Origin of the sequence: Lentzea sp. NPDC060358, assembly GCF_042725365.1 — a bacterium.
Classification (GTDB): domain Bacteria; phylum Actinomycetota; class Actinomycetes; order Mycobacteriales; family Pseudonocardiaceae; genus Lentzea.
In genome coordinates this window covers 20,741-37,707 of the sequence record NZ_JBHXCW010000007.1, presented here as the reverse complement: position 1 = coordinate 37,707, position 16,967 = coordinate 20,741, and the positions used below count along the sequence as shown (strand labels likewise).

At 75.1% G+C, this 16,967-nt stretch carries 10 protein-coding genes; 5 read left to right on the top strand and 5 right to left on the bottom strand.

Going from position 1 to position 16,967, the window contains the following annotated elements:
* Position 1: 1 nt before the first annotated feature.
* The 5 genes from hypF to ACFWGZ_RS02815 are packed head-to-tail and all read left to right on the top strand — an operon-like array spanning position 2 to position 9,731.
* A complete protein-coding gene (gene hypF / locus ACFWGZ_RS02835) occupies positions 2-2,398 on the top strand; it encodes a carbamoyltransferase HypF (RefSeq protein WP_382449734.1) in 2,397 nt (798 codons plus the stop codon).
* A complete protein-coding gene (locus tag ACFWGZ_RS02830) occupies positions 2,391-3,734 on the top strand; it encodes a hypothetical protein (RefSeq protein WP_382449733.1) in 1,344 nt (447 codons plus the stop codon). The genes hypF and ACFWGZ_RS02830 overlap by 8 nt, the downstream gene beginning before the upstream one ends.
* Positions 3,731-4,444 (top strand): gamma-glutamyl-gamma-aminobutyrate hydrolase family protein, encoded by a 714-nt coding sequence (locus ACFWGZ_RS02825; protein ID WP_382449732.1) that lies wholly within the window; start codon positions 3,731-3,733, stop codon positions 4,442-4,444. Before ACFWGZ_RS02830 ends, ACFWGZ_RS02825 begins: the two co-directional genes overlap by 4 nt.
* Positions 4,441-8,214, top strand: a complete 3,774-nt coding sequence (locus ACFWGZ_RS02820) for an AMP-binding protein (protein ID WP_382449731.1) — start codon at positions 4,441-4,443, stop codon at positions 8,212-8,214. Before ACFWGZ_RS02825 ends, ACFWGZ_RS02820 begins: the two co-directional genes overlap by 4 nt.
* Positions 8,211-9,731: an amino acid adenylation domain-containing protein gene (locus tag ACFWGZ_RS02815; RefSeq protein WP_382449730.1), complete on the top strand. Its 1,521-nt coding sequence runs from the start codon at positions 8,211-8,213 to the stop codon at positions 9,729-9,731. Before ACFWGZ_RS02820 ends, ACFWGZ_RS02815 begins: the two co-directional genes overlap by 4 nt.
* On the opposite strand, the gene ACFWGZ_RS02810 is transcribed toward ACFWGZ_RS02815, so the two are convergent.
* Genes ACFWGZ_RS02810 through ACFWGZ_RS02790 form a run of 5 tightly spaced genes read right to left on the bottom strand, consistent with a single transcriptional unit; the run spans position 9,712 to position 16,878 of the window.
* Positions 9,712-10,635 (bottom strand): GNAT family N-acetyltransferase, encoded by a 924-nt coding sequence (locus ACFWGZ_RS02810; RefSeq protein ID WP_382449729.1) that lies wholly within the window; start codon positions 10,633-10,635, stop codon positions 9,712-9,714. The genes ACFWGZ_RS02815 and ACFWGZ_RS02810 overlap by 20 nt on opposite strands.
* A gap of 8 nt (positions 10,636-10,643) precedes the next feature.
* A complete protein-coding gene (locus ACFWGZ_RS02805; protein WP_382449728.1) occupies positions 10,644-11,624 on the bottom strand; it encodes a TauD/TfdA family dioxygenase in 981 nt (326 codons plus the stop codon).
* Positions 11,621-12,607, bottom strand: coding sequence for a TauD/TfdA family dioxygenase (locus tag ACFWGZ_RS02800; RefSeq protein WP_382449727.1), 987 nt, complete (start codon positions 12,605-12,607; stop codon positions 11,621-11,623). The genes ACFWGZ_RS02805 and ACFWGZ_RS02800 overlap by 4 nt, the downstream gene beginning before the upstream one ends.
* A gap of 37 nt (positions 12,608-12,644) precedes the next feature.
* Positions 12,645-15,896, bottom strand: a complete 3,252-nt coding sequence (locus ACFWGZ_RS02795; RefSeq protein ID WP_382449726.1) for an amino acid adenylation domain-containing protein — start codon at positions 15,894-15,896, stop codon at positions 12,645-12,647.
* On the bottom strand, positions 15,889-16,878 hold the full coding sequence (locus ACFWGZ_RS02790) for a TauD/TfdA family dioxygenase (RefSeq protein WP_382449725.1): 990 nt from the start codon (positions 16,876-16,878) through the stop codon (positions 15,889-15,891). Before ACFWGZ_RS02790 ends, ACFWGZ_RS02795 begins: the two co-directional genes overlap by 8 nt.
* Positions 16,879-16,967: the final 89 nt, after the last annotated feature.

Below are 16,967 nucleotides of genomic sequence, written 5' to 3'. Positions count from 1 at the left end.
CATGACCGCGACCACCGATTCCGAGCAGCCCACCGGAGCGCACTCCGGCGAGCCGGCGTTCCGGCAGCTCCGTGTCGAGGGCGTCGTGCAGGGCGTGGGCTACCGGCCGTTCGTCTACACGCTGGCCGTCCGGCTGCGGCTGACGGGCTGGGTGCTCAACGACTCCCAGGGCGTGCTCACCGAGGTCTGCGGTCCGCGGGAGGTCCTCGACGACTTCACGCGGGCGCTGCGCGACGAGGCACCGCCACTCGCCAAGGTCACGGCCGTGCGGGTCGTCGAGCCCTCCGCGCCGCCGCAGGAGCACACCGCGTTCCGGATCCTGGAGAGCCGGCGCGGGGCGGCGGCGAGCACCTACGTCGCACCGGACTCGCACGTCTGCGCCGACTGCCTGCGCGAGGTGCGGGACCCCGCCGACCGGCGGCACGACTACCCGTTCACCAACTGCACCAACTGCGGGCCGCGGTACTCGATCATCACGAGCCTGCCGTACGACCGGCCGAACACGACCATGGCGGACTTCGCGATGTGCGCGGACTGCGCGGCCGAGTACGCGGACCCGCTCGACCGCCGCTACCACGCGCAGCCCAACGCCTGCCCCGCCTGCGGCCCGCAGCTCGCGCTGCACGACACCACCGGCGCCGTGGTCGGCACGGGACCCGCCGCGCTGACGGCGACGGCGGCGGCGCTCGCCGCGGGGAAGATCGTCGCGGTCAAGAGCGTCGGCGGGTTCCACCTGGCGGTCAACGCGCGCGACGCGGCGGCCGTGGCGTTGCTGCGCGAGCGGAAACGCCGTGACTCCAAGCCTTTCGCGGTCATGACCGGCGATCTGGCGGCGGTCGGCCGGATCGCGCGGGTCAGCGGTGCCGAGGCCGGGCTGCTGGAGTCGCCGCCGCGGCCGATCGTGCTGCTGCGCAAGGTTCCCGGCGCGCTGCCGGAGATCGTCGCGCCGCGCAACCCGAACGTCGGCGTCATGCTGCCCTCCGCCGCGCTGCACCACCTGCTGCTGGACCACTCCGGTCTCGACGTGCTCGTGATGACGAGCGGCAACGTCTCGGGGCTGCCGATCGCGCACCGCAACGCCGACGCGCTGCGCCACCTCACCACCATCGCGGACCTGGTGCTGGTGAACGACCGGGACATCCAGGTGCGGGTCGACGACTCGGTGGTCCGGCTGACCGAGCACCCGCGGCTGCCGGAGCCGCTCGTCACCTTCTTCCGGCGCGGCCGCGGCTACGCCCCGTACCCGGTGCGGATCGACGAGGTGCCGCAGCCGGTGGTGGCCTACGGAGCCGAGCTCAAGACCACGGTCGCGGTGGCCTCCGGCACGGACGCGTACCTGAGCCAGCACATCGGCGACCTGAAGAACGACGAGGTGTTCGCCGCGCACCAGGACGCCGTGCGGCACCTGTGCGCGTTGTACGGCCTGGACCCGGCGCTGGCCGCCTGCGACATGCACCCGTCGTTCCGGTCGCACCTGGCGGCGCGCGCGGCCGACGGCGTGCTGGACCCCGTCCAGCACCACCACGCGCACATGGCGTCGTGCATGGCGGAGAACCAGCTGACCGGCCCGGTGCTCGGGGTGCTGCTCGACGGCGCGGGCTACGGGCCGGACGGCACGATCTGGGGCGCCGAGCTGTTCCTCGGCGATTTCACCGGCTTCCGCCGGGTCGCGCACCTGCGGCCGATCCCGCTGCCGGGCGGCGACCAGGCGGTGCGGGAACCGGTCCGCACGGCGTGGGTGCTCGCCCTGGACGCGTTCGGCGGCGACGACACCGCGGCGGCGGCCGCCTTCCCCGCGCTCGCCGCGCTCGACCCGCAACGCCGCCACGTCTACACGACCATGGTGCGGCGCGGGATCAACAGCCCGCCGGTGTCCAGCACGGGACGGTTCTTCGACGGGGTGGCGGCGCTGCTCGGCGTCTGCGCCCTCGCCGAGTACGAGGCGCAGGGGCCGATCGAGCTGGAAGGCCTGCTGGAGCGCGATCTCACGATGGCGCCGCCGTACCCGTTCGCGCTCGGCACACCGGCGCCCGGCGTGACGGAGTTCGACCCGCGGCCGCTCGTCAGGGCGATGGCCGGGGACCTCGCGGCCGGAGCGGACCCGGCGTGGATCAGCCGCCGGGTGCACTCCGGCGTGGTGGCGCTCGTGCGGGACCTGTGCGTCGCCGAGAGCGAACGGGCGGGCGTCGACGAGGTCGTGCTCTCTGGCGGGGTGTTCCTCAACGAGTTCCTCGCGGTCAACACGCTGCTCGCGCTGCGCTCCGCCGGTCTGCGGGCGCACTGCCACCGCCTCGTTCCCCCCAACGACGGCGGGATCAGCCTCGGACAGGTCGCGGTGGCCGCCGCCAGGGCGCGCCGGGCGCAGCCACCGGTCAAGGAAGAAGGTCGCGATGACTGACGCCGTTCCGACGCTCGACGACGTGCTGGACCTGCTGGCCGGGCACGAGGAGCGCGCGCACCGGACGCTCAACCTCGTGCCGTCGGAGAACGTGCTGTCGGGGCTCGCGAAGGTGCCGCTGGTGCTCGACTCCTACCACCGGTACTTCTTCAACGAGAGCGGCGCACCCGACCGCTGGACCTTCCGCGGCGCGCAGGGGCTGCGCGACATCGAGATGAAGGTGACCATCCCGCTGCTGCAACGGCTGGGGAAGGCCTCCCACGTGTCGGTCCGGCCGTTGAGCGGGCTGAACGGGATGACGCTCGCGCTGGGCACGCTCGGCGGTCCGCCGGGGTCGACGGTCGTGACGATCGGGCCGGGCAACGGCGGCCACTACGCGACGCCCAGCGTCGCGGCGCGGCTCGGCCTGCGGGTGGAGTTCCTCACCGGGCCCACGCCGCACGACATCGACTGGGAGGCGGCGACCGTCCTGCTGCGGCGGGTCCGCCCGACGCTCGTGTACGTCGACCAGTCGCACTGCCTGTTCCCCGTCGACGTGGCCGAGCTCGTCCGGACGGTCCGGGCGGCGTCACCGGAGACGGTCGTGCACGTGGACGCGAGCCACTGGATGGGCTTCGTGCTCGGCGGCGTGCACCCCAACCCGCTCGACCTCGGCGCGGACAGCTTCGGCGGCTCGACGCACAAGACGTTCCCCGGCCCGCAGAAGGCCGTGCTGCTGACCAACGACCCCGGGATCGACGCGCGCATCCGGGAGACGCAGGACTACCTGATCAGCAGCCACCACCTGGCCGCCGTGATCAGCCTCGGCATCGCGCTGCTGGAGTTCGCCGAGTTCGGTCCCGGCTACGCCGCCGCGATCCTCGCCAACACCAAGGACTTCGCGGCGGCGCTGAGCGAGCGCGGGCTCACCCTCGCCGCCGCCGACCGCGGCTACACGGCCGGGCACCAGCTGTGGCTCGACACCGAGAGCGACGGCGTGCCCGCACCGCTGGCGAGCGACCGGCTCGCCGCGGCGGGCCTGGTCGTGAACTACATGGAGGGACTGCCCGGCTTCCCCGGCCGGGGTGTCCGCATCGGGCTGAACGAGGCGACCTACCACGGACTGTCCGGTGTGGACGTCCCGGAGCTGGCGGACGTCTTCGCCACCGCGGTCACCGGCACCGAGCCGCCGGCCGCCCTGGCCGCGCGCACGGCAGAGCTGCGGCGCCGCTGGGCGCACGACGGGCAGCGCTCGGCCCGGCACGACCACCTGACCGAACGCGCCCGCGAGGTGGTGGCGACCGCGCTGCCGCTGCGGTACCGGGCGGCCGCGTCGTCGTTCGTGGCGGCGCGATGACCCGCCCGGTCATCGGCATCGCCGCGTACCGCGAACGGGCGCGCTGGAACATGTGGGACACCGACGCCGTGGTCGTGCACCAGTACTACGTGCACAACGTGACCGCCGCCGGCGGCCGTGCCGTCGTGCTGCCTCCCGACGACACCGACACCGACGTGCTGAGCCGGCTCGACGGGCTGGTGCTCACCGGGGGCGCGGACATCGACGCGCGGCTCTTCGGGCAGCGGCCGCACCCCGAGGCGGAACCGCCCCACGCCCTTCGCGACCGCGCGGAACTGCTCCTGCTGCGGGCCGCGCTGGACGCGGACCTGCCGGTGCTGGGCATCTGCCGGGGCCTGCAGCTGCTCGCGCTCGCCTACGGCGGCTCGCTGCACCAGCACCTGCCCGACGTCGTCGGGCACGACGGGCACAGTCCGGCGTCCGGTGAGTTCGCCACGCACGAGGTGACGTTCACCGAGGGCAGCAGGGCACGCGGCATCTACGGGCCGCGCGCGGTGCTCAACTCCCACCACCACCAGGCCGTCGCCGAGACCGGGCCCGGTCTGGTGGCCACCGGGCACGCTCCCGACGGGGTGGTCGAGGCGGCGGAGGACCCCGGCAGGAGGTTCGTGATGGGCGTGCAGTGGCATCCCGAGATGTCGGACGACACCGCCCTGTTCGGCGCGTTCGTCTCGGCGTGCGCCGGGACCGCCGCGGCGCTGCGGGGGTGAGCACCGTGCCGAACCCCGGTGCCGGGCACACGCTGGTGGACGTCCTGCGCGAGCGCGCGGCGGCCACTCCCGGCCGCGAGGCGCTGGTGTTCGCCGACGGCGAGCCGGCCGCGGTGACCGACGCCGAACTGGACCGCGAGGCGCGCGCGGTCGCGTCCGCGTTGCGCGAGCACGCCGTCGACGGCGACCGGGTGCTGATCCTGCTGCCACCGGGCCGGGCGTACGTGACCGCGTTCCTGGGCTGCCTCTACGCCGGTCTCGTCGCCGTGCCGCAGTACCCGCCCACCGCGCGGCGGGGCGGGGGCGCGGTGCTCGCGGTCGCCACCGACGCGCGGGTCGCCGTCGCCGTCGGCGACGCGGCCGTCATCCGCGCGGTCACCGAGGGCCATCCCGCGCTCGCCGCGGCGGTGCCGGTGTGGCTGGACGCCGCGGCCGTGCCGCCCGCGCCGGCGGACGAGTCCTGGCGGGGACCCCGGCCGGACGCGCTGGCGTTGCTGCAGTACACCTCCGGCTCGACCGGCACGCCGAAGGGCGTGATGGTGCGGCACGACAACCTGGTCCACAACTCGGCGGTCATCGCCTCGGCGATCGGCGCGCACCCCGGCAGCCGGTCGGTCAGCTGGCTGCCGCCCTACCACGACATGGGGCTGATCGGCGGCATCCTGCAGCCGTTGCACAGCGGCTTCACCGGGGTGCTGATGGCGCCGATGTCGTTCCTGCGCGACCCGGTGCGCTGGCTCGACGCGATCAGCCGGTACCGGGCGAGCTTCTCGGTGGCACCGGACTTCGGGTACCTGGAGTGCGCCCGGCGGATCTCCGCGGAGGCGGCGGCCGCGCTGGACCTGTCGTGCTGGGAGCACGCGATGATCGGCGCCGAGCCGATCCGCCCGTCCACGTTGGACGAGTTCGCGGAACGCTTCGCCCCCAGCGGTTTCCGGCGTTCGGCCTTCCACCCGTGCTACGGCCTGGCGGAGGCGACGCTGTTCGTCACCGGCGGGCGGCGGGCGGGCGCGCGGGTCCTCACGCTCGACCGCGCCGCGCTGGAGGCGGGCACCGCCCGCGCGGCGACCGGGTCCACGCCGTCGACGCGGGTCACCGGGTGCGGGTCGCCGCTGGGGCAGGACCGGGTCGTCGTCGCCGATCCCGAGTCGGGCCGGCCGTGCGAGGACGGCCGGGTGGGCGAGATCCTCGTCGGCGGGCCGACCGTGGCGGCCGGGTACTGGGGCCGGGACGAGAGCTTCCCCGCCCCCGTCGCCGGGCTGCCGGGCGAGTACCTGCGGACCGGGGACCTCGGCTTCCGGTCCGGCGGCGACCTCTTCGTCACCGGCCGCGCCAAGGACCTGGTGATCGTCGGCGGGCGCAACCTCTCCCCGCACGACCTGGAGGTCACCGGCGAGTCGGCGCACCCCGCCCTCGCTCCCGGCCGGTCGGCGGCGTTCTCGGTGGACGTGGCCGGCGCGGAACGGGTCGTGCTCGTGCACGAGGTGGTCCGCGGCTTCGCGGCCGAGGACGCGCCCGCCGTGACCGCCGCGGTGGCCGCCGCCGTCACCTCCGAGCACGGCACCGCACCGCACGAGGTGCTGCTGGTGCGGCCGGGCAAGGTGCCGAGGACGAGCAGCGGCAAGGTGCGCAGGAGCCGCTGCCGGGAGCTGTGGGCGGCGGGCGGGTTCGACGCGCTCGCACCGGCGGTTCTCCCGCCCTGCCCGCCGTCCGGCGACCTCGTTCCCGCCGTGGCCGAGGTGCTGTCCCGCGTGCTGCGGGTGGATCCCGGCGCGCTGCGCGCGGACGTCCCCCTGACCGGTCTCGGCCTCGACTCGGTGCGGGCGGTGCAGGTGGCCGCGGGGCTGCGGGACGCGTTCGGAACGGCGCCGGAGCTGACCGAGCTGCTCGGCGACCTGACCCCGCGCGACCTCGGCACCTGGTCGCGCACCGCGCCGGCACCGGCGCCCGCCCGGGACGACGCCGACGGGCTCGCCACCGGGCGACAGGAATGGCTGTGGCTGCTCGACCGGATGGGCGCGGGGCCCGCGTACACCGTCGTCGGCGGAGTCCGGCTGCGCGGCGAGCTCGACGTCGAGCGGCTGCGCGCGGCCGTCACCGCCGTGCTGGGTGCGCTCCCGGTGCTGCACACGACGTTCACGCCCGACCGCGAGTCCCTGCGCGCCACCGCGCGGCCCGGGCAGCCGGTGCCGCTGCCCGTCGTGCACGGCGACCCCGGCACCGCCCTCGCGGAGCTGGCCGCACGGGGTTTCGACCTCGCGACCGGCCCGCTCCTGCACGCCGTGCTGGTGCGGTCGGAGGACGAGTGGACGCTGGGGGTCGCGGTCCACCACATCGCGGTCGACGGCTGGTCGCTCGCCGTCCTGCTCGGCCAGGTCGGCCGGGCCTACGCCACGGGCGAGCCCGTGCCACCGGACACCTCCCTCCCCGGCGGGCCACGGCCGGCCGAGGGCGACGAGGATTTCTGGCGCAAGGCGCTGCACGGGGCGTGCGCGGTCGCGCTGCCGCTGGACCGCGCGCCGGGACCGCAGCGGAGCTGGCGCGGTTCGTCCGGCCCGCTGACCGTCGCCGCCGCGCAGGCCACCGCCGTCCGCGCCCTCGCCGAACGCCACCAGGCGACCCCGTTCATGGTGCTGCTCTCCGCGCTGGCCCTGGTGCTCGCGCACCGGACCGGGCAGACCGACGTCGTCGTGGGGACACCGGCCGCACGCCGCGACGCCGCCACCGCGGACGCCGTCGGCCTGTTCGTCACCACGCTGCCGATCAGGATCGACGTCTCGGGCGACCCGGACTTCGCCGAGCTGCTCGGGCGGGTGCGCGCGGCCTGTCTCGCGGCCTACGCGCACCAGCACCTGCCGTTCGAGCGGATCGTCGAGACCGCCGAGCTGCTCGACCCGCCGGGTCCCCGCGCACCGCTCGTGCGCGTCTGCCTGGCGGTGCAGAACCTGCCGTTCGCGGACTGGCCGGCGGACGGCCTCGCCGCCGAGCCGTTCGAGCTGCCGAGCCCCGGCGCGCAGTTCGAGCTGTCGATCACCCTCACCGAGCACGCCGACGGTTCGCTGCGGGGCCACACCGTCCACGCCGCCGACCTGCTCGGCGACGCCACGGTGGCCGGGGTGCGCGACGACCTCGCAGCGGTGCTCGCCGCCGTGGGCCGCGGGGACGACCGGCCGCTGCCCCCGCCGTCCGGGCTCGTGCCGCCCGAGCGGGTCGCCGCGCTGCTGCGGGAGCACCCGGCGGTGGCCGGGGCGAGGGTGGCGGGCAACGGGACGAGGGCCGAGCTCACCCCCGAGGGCGATCCCGTTCCCGACGGGGTGCTGCGGTCGTTCCTGTCGGCGGAGCTGCCCGGCACGGCGATTCCGCTCACCTACCACTGGGCGGCGGTGCCCGCGCCGTTCGAGCTCGTGTCGCTGGAGGCCCCCGAACCGCCCGCGTTCGTCGCCCCGAGGGACGAGGTCGAGACGACGCTCGCCGCCATCTGGGGCGAGGTGATCGGGCTGCCGGAGGTCTCGGTGACCGCCGCGTTCCTCGACCTGGGCGGGCACTCGCTGCAGGCGGCCAGGATCGTGGCGCGGGCGGAGGCGGCGTTCGGCGTGCGGGTCGGCGTCGAGGACGTGCTGAGAGCCGGCACGACGGTCGAGGAGCTCGCCGCCCTCGTGCGCGCCGAGCTCGCCCGGCCGCGGGACCCGGAGGTCGACGCCGCCGTCGCGGCGCTCGACCGGTTGTCCGACGAGGAGATCGCCGCCCTGCTCGGAGGTGAGGGGACATGACCGAGTCGCTGCCCGGCGCGTTCGCCGAGGTCGCCCGCCACACGCCGGACAGGACCGCCCTCGTCGACGGCGGCACCGCGCTCACCTACGCCGAGGTCGACGACGCCGCGACCGGCCTGGCCGCCGCGCTGCGCGACGAGGGCGTCGGGCACGGCACGATGGTCGGTCTCGTGCTCGAACGCACCGCCCGCGTTCCGATCGCCGTCCTCGCGGTCCTCAAGCTGGGCGCGGTCTACGTCCCGCTCGACCCCGGCTACCCCGCCGCACGGCTGCGGCACATGGTCGACGACGCGTCCATCGGTCTCGTCGTCGGCGACCTGGCCGCGCTCCCGCCCGAGGTCTCCGCCGGGCTGCGCGGCGTCGACCTGTCCCGCCGCTCCACCACCGATCCCGGTGGCGCTCCGGCGCGGGAGGACGTCGCCTACGTCATCTACACCTCCGGGTCGACCGGGCTGCCCAAGGGCTGCCAGGTCACGCACGGCAACGTGCTCGCGCTCGTGGCCGCCACGACACCGCTGCTCGGCGCTGGCCCGGACGACCGGTGGTCGCTCTTCCACTCGGCGGGCTTCGACGTCTCCGTGTTCGAGCTGTGGGCCGCCTGGTCGACCGGCGCGACGGCGGTCGTGGTGGGCTCCGGCGCCGCCCGCTCGCCGCACGAGCTGCTCGCCCTGCTGCGCACCGCCGGGGTCACGGTGCTGAGCATGGTGCCGTCGGTGTTCACCCAGCTCGCCCACGTCCACGCCGAGCAGGGCGCGCCCGAACTGGGGCTGCGGCACGTCCTGTTCGCCGGCGAGAGCGTCCAGCTCGACGTCGTGGCCGCGTTCCTCGAACGCTGCCCCGTGCCGCCCGTGGTGGTCAACCTGTACGGCATCACCGAGACCACCGTGCACGCCACGTTCAAGGTGCTCGGCCCCGCCGACCTGCACGGCACCGTGGTGTCCCCGATCGGCCGCGAGCTGCCGCACCTGCGGATCGTGCTGCGCGACGAGGACGGCCGGCCCGTGCCGCCGGGCGAGCCCGGCGAGATCTGGGTGCACGGCGCCGGTGTCGCGCGCGGCTACCTCAACCGCCCCGAGCTGACCGCCGAACGCTTCCGCGCGACCGAGGACGGCGTGGGGTACCGGTCCGGCGACCTCGCGCGGCGGTTGCCGGACGGCGAGCTCGAGTTCCTCGGCCGCGGGGACCAGCAGGTGAAGCTGCGCGGGTTCCGGATCGAGCTGGGCGAGGTCGAGAGCGTGCTGCGGCAGCACCCCGGCGTGCGCGAGGTCGCGGTGCTCGTCGACGGCGCGACCGCGGACAGCCGGGTGCTGCTCGCGTTCTTCGTGCCGGTGGACACCGCGGCCATCCCGGCGGCGGACGAGTTGCGCGCGGCCGCCGCGGCGATGCTGCCGGAGCACATGCTGCCGCACCGGTTCGAGGCGGTGGCCGCGCTGCCGTTCACCCCCTCGGGCAAGCTCGACCGGCAGGCGCTCGCCGAGGCCGTCCGGCGCAGGCGGCTCAGCGCGACGGGGCGGTGAAGACCGTCCTGACCTCCGTCACCGAGTAGCCGGCGCGGTCGAACGCCGCCGCCATCGGCTTGTTCGGCACGTCCGTGGTGGCCGTGATCCGCTCGGCTCCCCCGTCGGCGTGCACGCGGGTGATCTCGCCGAGGAGGTCGTCGACGTAGCCCTGCCCGCGCCGTTCCGGCAGCACGCCGAGGTAGCCGACGTTGCGGTGGTACGGCGTGGCGGACGGGACGGCGAACCCGACCGGGTCCCCCTCCGGCGTGGTCGCGACCCGCCACCACGACCGCTCACCGGGGCACGACAGGTAGAACTCCAGATCGGCCTGGGCCTGCTCGTCCGCGTCCATGGTCTCGAGGTCGCGCCGGGTGGCCACGTCGAGGCTGCCGACCGCGGCGCGGCGGAACAGCGCGAGGAACTCGTCGTCCGGAGCCGGGCGGAAGACGAGCCGCCGCGACGGCGCGGGCACGCCCGCCTCGGGAGTCCACTCGTAGCGCAGCCGTTCGACGACGTCGGTCAGCCCGGCCGCCCGTGCCGCGGCGGCGCGCCAGGACACGGCGTCGGCCACGGCGGGGTCGCCGAGCCCGCTGCCGCGGATCACCCGGTACTCGGGCCTGGTGCCGAACTCAGCGTGCGCGCGCTCCAGCAGCTCGGTGGCGAGCGCGACCCGGTCGGGCACGCCGGGCAGCACGTGCAGGCAGTCGAGGGTCAGCGGGCGGTCGCTGTCCTCGCGCCCCCACCACAGGGCGCGCGCGACGACCCGGGACCCGTCGAGCGCGTACCAGGTCCACTCGGGACGCATCCGGCCCGCCGCCACCTCCGCCAGGTACGCCTCGCGGCCGACCGAGACGACCGGGTCGGGCGGTGCGAGGTCGGCGGGCTCGGCCACCTCGGCGGCGGTCGCTGTCCTGATCAGCACGGTGCTCCTCACCCGGTTGCCACGAAGAGGTCGGACATGGCGACCAGCACGCGCCGGTCGCCGTCGAACGGTTCCCGCCCATGGGTGGCGAGGAAGTTGTCGACGATCAGGACGTCGCCGCGCTGCCACGGGAAGCTCACCCTGGCCTCGTCGTAGATCCCGCGGAGCAGGGCGATCACCTCGTCCTCGATCGGTTCGCCGTCGCCGAAGAGCACGTTGCGCGGCAGCCCGTCGGGACCGTACTCCTCGATCATGACCTCGACCACTTCGGCGGGCAGCGCAGAGGGGTGGAAGAGGTGGGCGTGGTTGAACCACACCGTCTCGCCGGTGCGCGGATGGGTGGCCACCGCCTGCCGGTCCGCCGTGGTGCGCAGGTTGTCGCCGTCCCAGCGCACCGTCGTCCCCGAGGCCGCGCAGTACGCCTCGACCTCCTGCCGGTCGGTGGTCTGGAAGACCTCCTGCCACGGCAGGTCGACGTCTGGGCCGTAGTTGCGCACGTACCGCACGCCGTGCCGGGTGAACCGCTCCTTCACCTCGGCGGGGATGCGCGGGAAGACCCGGCGCTCGCTCGCGAGCGGGGTGGCGCCGCGCGCACCGGGCGCGACGTCGCAGTAGAAGTACAGCAGGCTCGGCCAGTTGTGGGAGTAGGACATCTCGTGGTGCAGCTCGATCCACCGGTCCCTGCTCGCCTCCGTCGAGGTGAACACCCTGTCCGCCACCTCGGTGCGGGGGGCCGCGCGTTCCACGTAGTCGAGCAGGTCCGGCGAGAAGCTGCGCGCGGCCCGGCTGAAGCCGTCCGCGTCCGGCACGTCGAACCCGCGCAGCAGCACGGCGCCGTGGCGCAGCAGGTCCTCGTGCACCCGCGCGCGGTGCTCGGTGAGCCAGCCGGCCGCGTCGACCGGCGTGTGCGCCTCGACCACCAGCACGAACGGCTCGTCGTCGAGCGGCCGCGCGTGCGCTCCGGGATAGCCGGTGACGTCCGCGGTCATGCCGCACCTCCGGTCGCGCTGATCGGGTCGGACATGGCCGTGAGGATGCGGCGCGGTCCCTCGAACGGCTCGCGGGCGTGCGCGGTGATCATGTTGTCCACCACCAGGACGTCGCCCCGCTCCCAGTCGAACGCCACGGTCTCGGCGTCCATCGCGGCGGTGATCCGGTCCAGCACCTCGGGCTTGATGGCCCCGCCGTCGCCGTAGTAGGTGTTGTACGGCAGGTCCTCCTCGTCCAGCGCCTCCAGCAGCCCGGCGCTGACGTCCTGCGGCAACGAGGACACGTGGAAGAAGTGGGCGTGGTTGAACCAGGTCTCCTCCCCCGTCACCGGGTGGGAGCGGATCGCCGGCCGCACCTGCGCGGTGCGCAGCTGGTCCTCGGAGACCCACTCCGCGGTGATGCCCGCCCGGCGGCAGTACTCGTCCACGTCGGACCGGTCCGAGGTCTGGAACGCCTCCTGCCACGGCAGGCTGATGCCCTCCAGGTAGTTGCGCACGTAGCGGACCCCTTCGGCGCGGAACCGCGCGGTGACGCCGTCGCCGAGCCTGCGCAGCACGCCGCGCGAGTCGACGAGCGGGGTCCGGCCGCCCGAGGCGGGCGGCTGGTCGCAGAAGAACACGATCCGCGTCGGCCAGTCGGTCGTGTAGGACTGCTCGTTGTGCGGGAGGATCCGCTCCTCCGGCGGGTACTCGGTCGAGGTGTAGACGCCCTTCGACACCATCGTGCGCGGCGAGGAGCGCTCGCCGTAGTCGAGGATGTGCGGTGACAACGCCCGCATCACCGCGTGGAAGTCCTCGTGGCCGGTGACCGCGAACCCGCGCAGCAGCACGGCTCCGGCGGTGCGCGCCAGCCGGTGCACCTCCGCGGCGTGCTCGCCCGCCCACGCGGCCAGGTCAGCCCCGGGGCTCGCGGACAGGACCAGCGCGGGCAGCGACCGCCCCTGCCAGTCGGTGCGGATCTCGACGTTCACCGCCGTTGTCATGGGCGCTCTCCCGTTCGTCGGGTCGTGCTGTGCGGAGTCAGCCCCGGTCGAGCCGGGGAATCGGAGCGTCGTCGTCGGGATCGGTGCCGCTGTCCTGCGCCCGGTCCCGCACGAGCACGGCCAGGCTCGCGAGATCGGCGGCGGCGAAGAACTCGCCGATCTTGATCCGCGCGCCGAAGGTCTTGCGGATGCGGCCGACGGCGCGGATGGCGATCAGCGAGTGGCCGCCCAGCGACGCGAACGACGTGGTGCGCCCGACCTCGTCGACCTTGAGCAGCTCCGCCCAGATCTCGGCGAGCCGCTGCTCGACCTCGCCCTGCGGCGGCTCGTACCCGGCGCCGGGGTCCTGTGCGGCGAGCGGGTCGGGCAGCGCGGCGACGTCGACCTTGCCGTTGGTGTTGACCGGCCACCGGTCGAGCACCACCACGTGGTCCGGCACGGCCGCGGCGGGCAGCCGGTCGGCGAGGAAGGCACCGAGGTCGTCCGGTTCACCCTCCGCGACCACGTGGGCGACCAGCAGGGCGTGGCCGGAGTCGCCGGTGTGCACGCGCACGAGCGCGCCGGTGACCGCGGGGTGCTCGCGCAGCACCGACTCGACCTCGCCCGGCTCGATCCGGTGCCCGCGGACCTTGACCTGGTCGTCGGAGCGGCCGAGGAAGTCGAGGGTGCCGCCGGGCAGCCACCGGACGCGGTCGCCGGTCGCGTACAGCCGTTCACCGGGCCGGGCGGGATGCGGCACGAAGCGGCGGGCGGTCTCCTCCGGTGCTCCCACGTAGCCGAGCGCGACCTGCACGCCGCCCACGTGGAGCTCGCCCGGCACGCCGACCGGCACCGGGGCGCCCGCCGCGTCGAGCACGAGCAGCTCGGTGCCGGGCACCGGCGCGCCGATGGGCACGACGTCGGGCACCGGCGCGGTCACGTCTCCCGCCGTCACGTCGATGACGGTCTCGGTGGGCCCGTACTGGTTGACGAACCGGACCTCCGGCCAGCGGGCGAGGACCCTTTCCGCGAGCTGCCGGGTGAGCCGTTCGCCGCCGCTGAGCAGCAGGCGCAGCGCGGGCGCCGCCGGGCCCTCCGCGCGGGCGAACTCCTCCAGCAGCGACGGCACGAAGTGGCAGATCGTGACGCGCCGGGCGGCGACGACCTCGTGCAGGTAGGCGACGTCGCGGTGCCCGTCGGGACGGGTGAGCACCACGGCCGCGCCGGTCACCAGCGGCAGGAACAGCTCCCACAGCGACACGTCGAACCCGGTCGACGCCTTGCCGAGCACCCGGTCGTTCCCGGTGAGTCGGTAGCTGTCCTGCATGCCCGCGAGCCGGTTGAGCAGGCCGCCGTGGGTGGCGAGCACCCCCTTCGGCACGCCGGTGGAGCCCGAGGTGAACAGCAGGTAGGCGGGGGCGTCCGGCGCGAGCGGGACGGCGAGCCGTGGCGCGGGATCGCCCTCCTGCTCCGGGAGCACCAGGTCCGCCTCCTCCAGCACCACGGCGGGACGGGCGATGCCGAGGACCTGCTCGAGCCGCCGCGGCGGCAGGTCCGCGACGAGCGGCAGGTACACCGCGCCCGCCTTCCACACGCCGAGCACGGCGGCGACGAGGGCGGGACCGCGGTCGAGCCGCAGCCCGACTAGGTCACCCGGCCGCACTCCCCTGCCGGTCAGCAGGTGGGCGACCCGGTCGGCCCGGCGATCGAGCTCGGCGTAGCGCACCTCGGTGTGCGGCTCGTCGGCGACGACGGCGACCGCGTCCGGGGTCGCGTCCGCCTGCGCCTCGAACCAGCGCACCACGTCGGGGTGCCCGGACTCGACCGGTGCGACGGCGCCCGGCAGTGCGGCGAGGCCCGGCCGCTCGGCCTCGGCGAACAGTTCCGCGACGGTCGAGTCCGGCGCGGCGGCCGCGGCGGTGAGCAGGTCCGTGAACGCGGCCGCGATCCGCTGCGCCGTGCCCTCGTCGAAGAGCTCGGCGGAGAACTCCAGGTGGCCGTCGAGGCCGCCGTCGAGGGCGGGCGCCAGCTGCACGGACAGGTCGCAGCGCACGGTGCCGACGAGGTCGGGCAGGACCTCGGCGTCGACTCCCGGCCACGAGGCCTTCCACGCGTTGTTGTTCAGCGCGAGCCAGTGCCGCGCGAGCGCGGTCTGCCCCGAGACGTCGCGCTCCAGCGCGGACTCGCCCACGATGCGGTCGAACGGGACGTCCTGGTGCGCGAACGCGTCGGCGCAGACCTCGTGCGCGCGGGCGACCGCGGTGCGGAAGTCCTGCGCCGGGTCCGCCCCGAGCCGCAGGGGCAGGGTGTTGACGAAGAAGCCGACGACGTTCTCCAGCTCGGAGCGCCGGCGACCGGCCACGGGCGTGCCGACCACGACGTCGTCGCCGCCGGACCAGCGGCCGAGCACCAGCGACCACGCGGCGGCCAGTGCCGTGAACAGGGTCGTGCCGGCGGAACCGGTGAGCGCGCGCAGGGCGCCGACGACGTCCGGGCGCACGGCGAGCGGCACGGTGCCGCCGGAGTAGTCGCGGTTCGCCGGGCGCGGCCGGTCGACCGGCACGTCCACGAGCGGCGTGCCGGCGAGCAGGTCGCGCCAGTGCGCCGCCTGCTCGTCGAGCTCGCCGTGCGCGAGCCTGTCCCGTTGCCACGCGGCGAAGTCGCCGTAGCCGATGGGCAGCTCCGGCAGCTGAGGCGGCTGCCCGGCCGACAGCGCGCGGTAGACCTCGCCGAACTCCCTCATCAGCACACCGATCGACCACGCGTCGACCGCGATGTGGTGCATCGACAGCACGAGCACCCACTCCGGCGCGGGCGCGTCGGTGACCCGCAGCAGCACCGGCCGCAGCAGCGGCGGGCGGGTCAGGTCGAACGGCTCCGCGGCGGCCAGCGCCACCGCCGCCCGCAGCCCGTCGCCGTCCACGTCGCGCACCGGCAGGCCGACCGGCACCTCGGCGCCCGGCCGGATCAGCTGGACCGGCTCCCCCGTCTCCGGAGACTCGGCGATGGCGGTGCGCAGGGCCTCGTGCCGTTCGACGAGCACGGCGAAGCTGCGCCGCAGCACCTCGACGTCGAGGTCGCCCCGCAGCCGCACGGCGCCGGTGCCGACGAACATCGTCGAGCCGGGCACGCCCTGTTCGACCAGGTAGAGGCGCTCCTGCCCGAACGACAGCGGCGCCGTGGAGCGGTCACCGCCCCGGCGGGTCACGCCCTCGTCGCGGCGCGGCACGTTGCTCTCGGCGAGCAGCTTCTCGAGCAGCCGCTGACGCTCCGGCGTCAGCCCGCCGGTCCGGGGAGTCGGGTCACCCACGTCGGTCCTCCGTCCGGCCGGCGACCGTCCGGATCGGCTGGTCGTAGCGGTGTTCGGTGGCCGCGTCGGCGGGACGCGGCCGGTCGAGGTGCAGCAGGATCCGCTTGAGCCACCGGTCGGTGCCGTCGTAGCGCGGCGTGAAGGAGTTGCGGCCGTGCACCACGAGGTCGTTGTCGATCAGCAGCACGTCGCCCGCCTGGATGTCGACGACCGTGCTCGCCCGTTCGAGGCTCACCGCGAGCTTGTCGTAGACCGCGCGGAACTCCGGGTCCTCGGTGAGGAACCGGGTGTAGGCGGGGTCGTAGCGCAGGCACGGCCCGTCGTCGGCGTCCCAGACGGCGGCCACCCCGTCCTCGCCGCCGCCGGCCTGCCAGGACTCGGGGTAGGAGTCGTCGGGCAGGATCCGGCTGTCGCGGCGGCGCAGCACGTCCATCTCCGCGCCGGTGAGGTCGAGGTCGCGGACGGAGGAGACCCTGCTGCCGATGCCGTCCGGGTTGCGCAGGCAGACCAGCGCGACGAGGTGGGCCCGTTCGGGGTGGAAGGCGTCCTCGGTGTGCCACTCGAGCGGTGTCTGGCTGCTCGCGCCGACCTGCATGGTCTCGAACCCCTGCGTGGGCACGATGTCGTGGACGAGCCGGCCGCCCTGCTGGCCCGCCCAGCCGAACGGGTGCCCGACCGCGAGCGCGATCGTCGCGATGGCGATGTCCAGCGCCCGCAGCTCCGGGGTCTGCGGCAGCCCCCACCGCAGCGGTGTCGGTCCCACCGGCAGGAACGGGTCGAGCAGCCCGCGGACCGTGCGCGTGCCGGCCTCCCGGTCGGGCGGGGCGATGTGCTCGCGCAGCTCGTCGAGGAGGTCGCCGGGCAGCGGGAGACCACCGCGCAGGAAGTCGTCGGCGGTGTGGCCGGACCGCGCGCGGTCCACGGCCAGGTCGTGCAACCGCCGGGCCGGCCCGGTCGGGGCTTCGGCTGCCGTACCGACCATGACGTGCTCCCCCTGTGCTCGTGCGCGGGTGTTTCCGCAGGCCACCGGACCCGACCCTAGGTAGCCGCACCAGGTGTGTCTTGTAGGGA

Coding starts and splice junctions, on each gene's coding strand:
- hypF (WP_382449734.1), top strand. CDS start 2: ATGACCGCGACCACCGATTCCGAGCAGCCCACCGGAGCGCACTCCGGC.
- ACFWGZ_RS02830 (WP_382449733.1), top strand. CDS start 2,391: ATGACTGACGCCGTTCCGACGCTCGACGACGTGCTGGACCTGCTGGCC.
- ACFWGZ_RS02825 (WP_382449732.1), top strand. CDS start 3,731: ATGACCCGCCCGGTCATCGGCATCGCCGCGTACCGCGAACGGGCGCGC.
- ACFWGZ_RS02815 (WP_382449730.1), top strand. CDS start 8,211: ATGACCGAGTCGCTGCCCGGCGCGTTCGCCGAGGTCGCCCGCCACACG.
- ACFWGZ_RS02805 (WP_382449728.1), bottom strand. CDS start 11,624: ATGACCGCGGACGTCACCGGCTATCCCGGAGCGCACGCGCGGCCGCTC.
- ACFWGZ_RS02800 (WP_382449727.1), bottom strand. CDS start 12,607: ATGACAACGGCGGTGAACGTCGAGATCCGCACCGACTGGCAGGGGCGG.
- ACFWGZ_RS02790 (WP_382449725.1), bottom strand. CDS start 16,878: ATGGTCGGTACGGCAGCCGAAGCCCCGACCGGGCCGGCCCGGCGGTTG.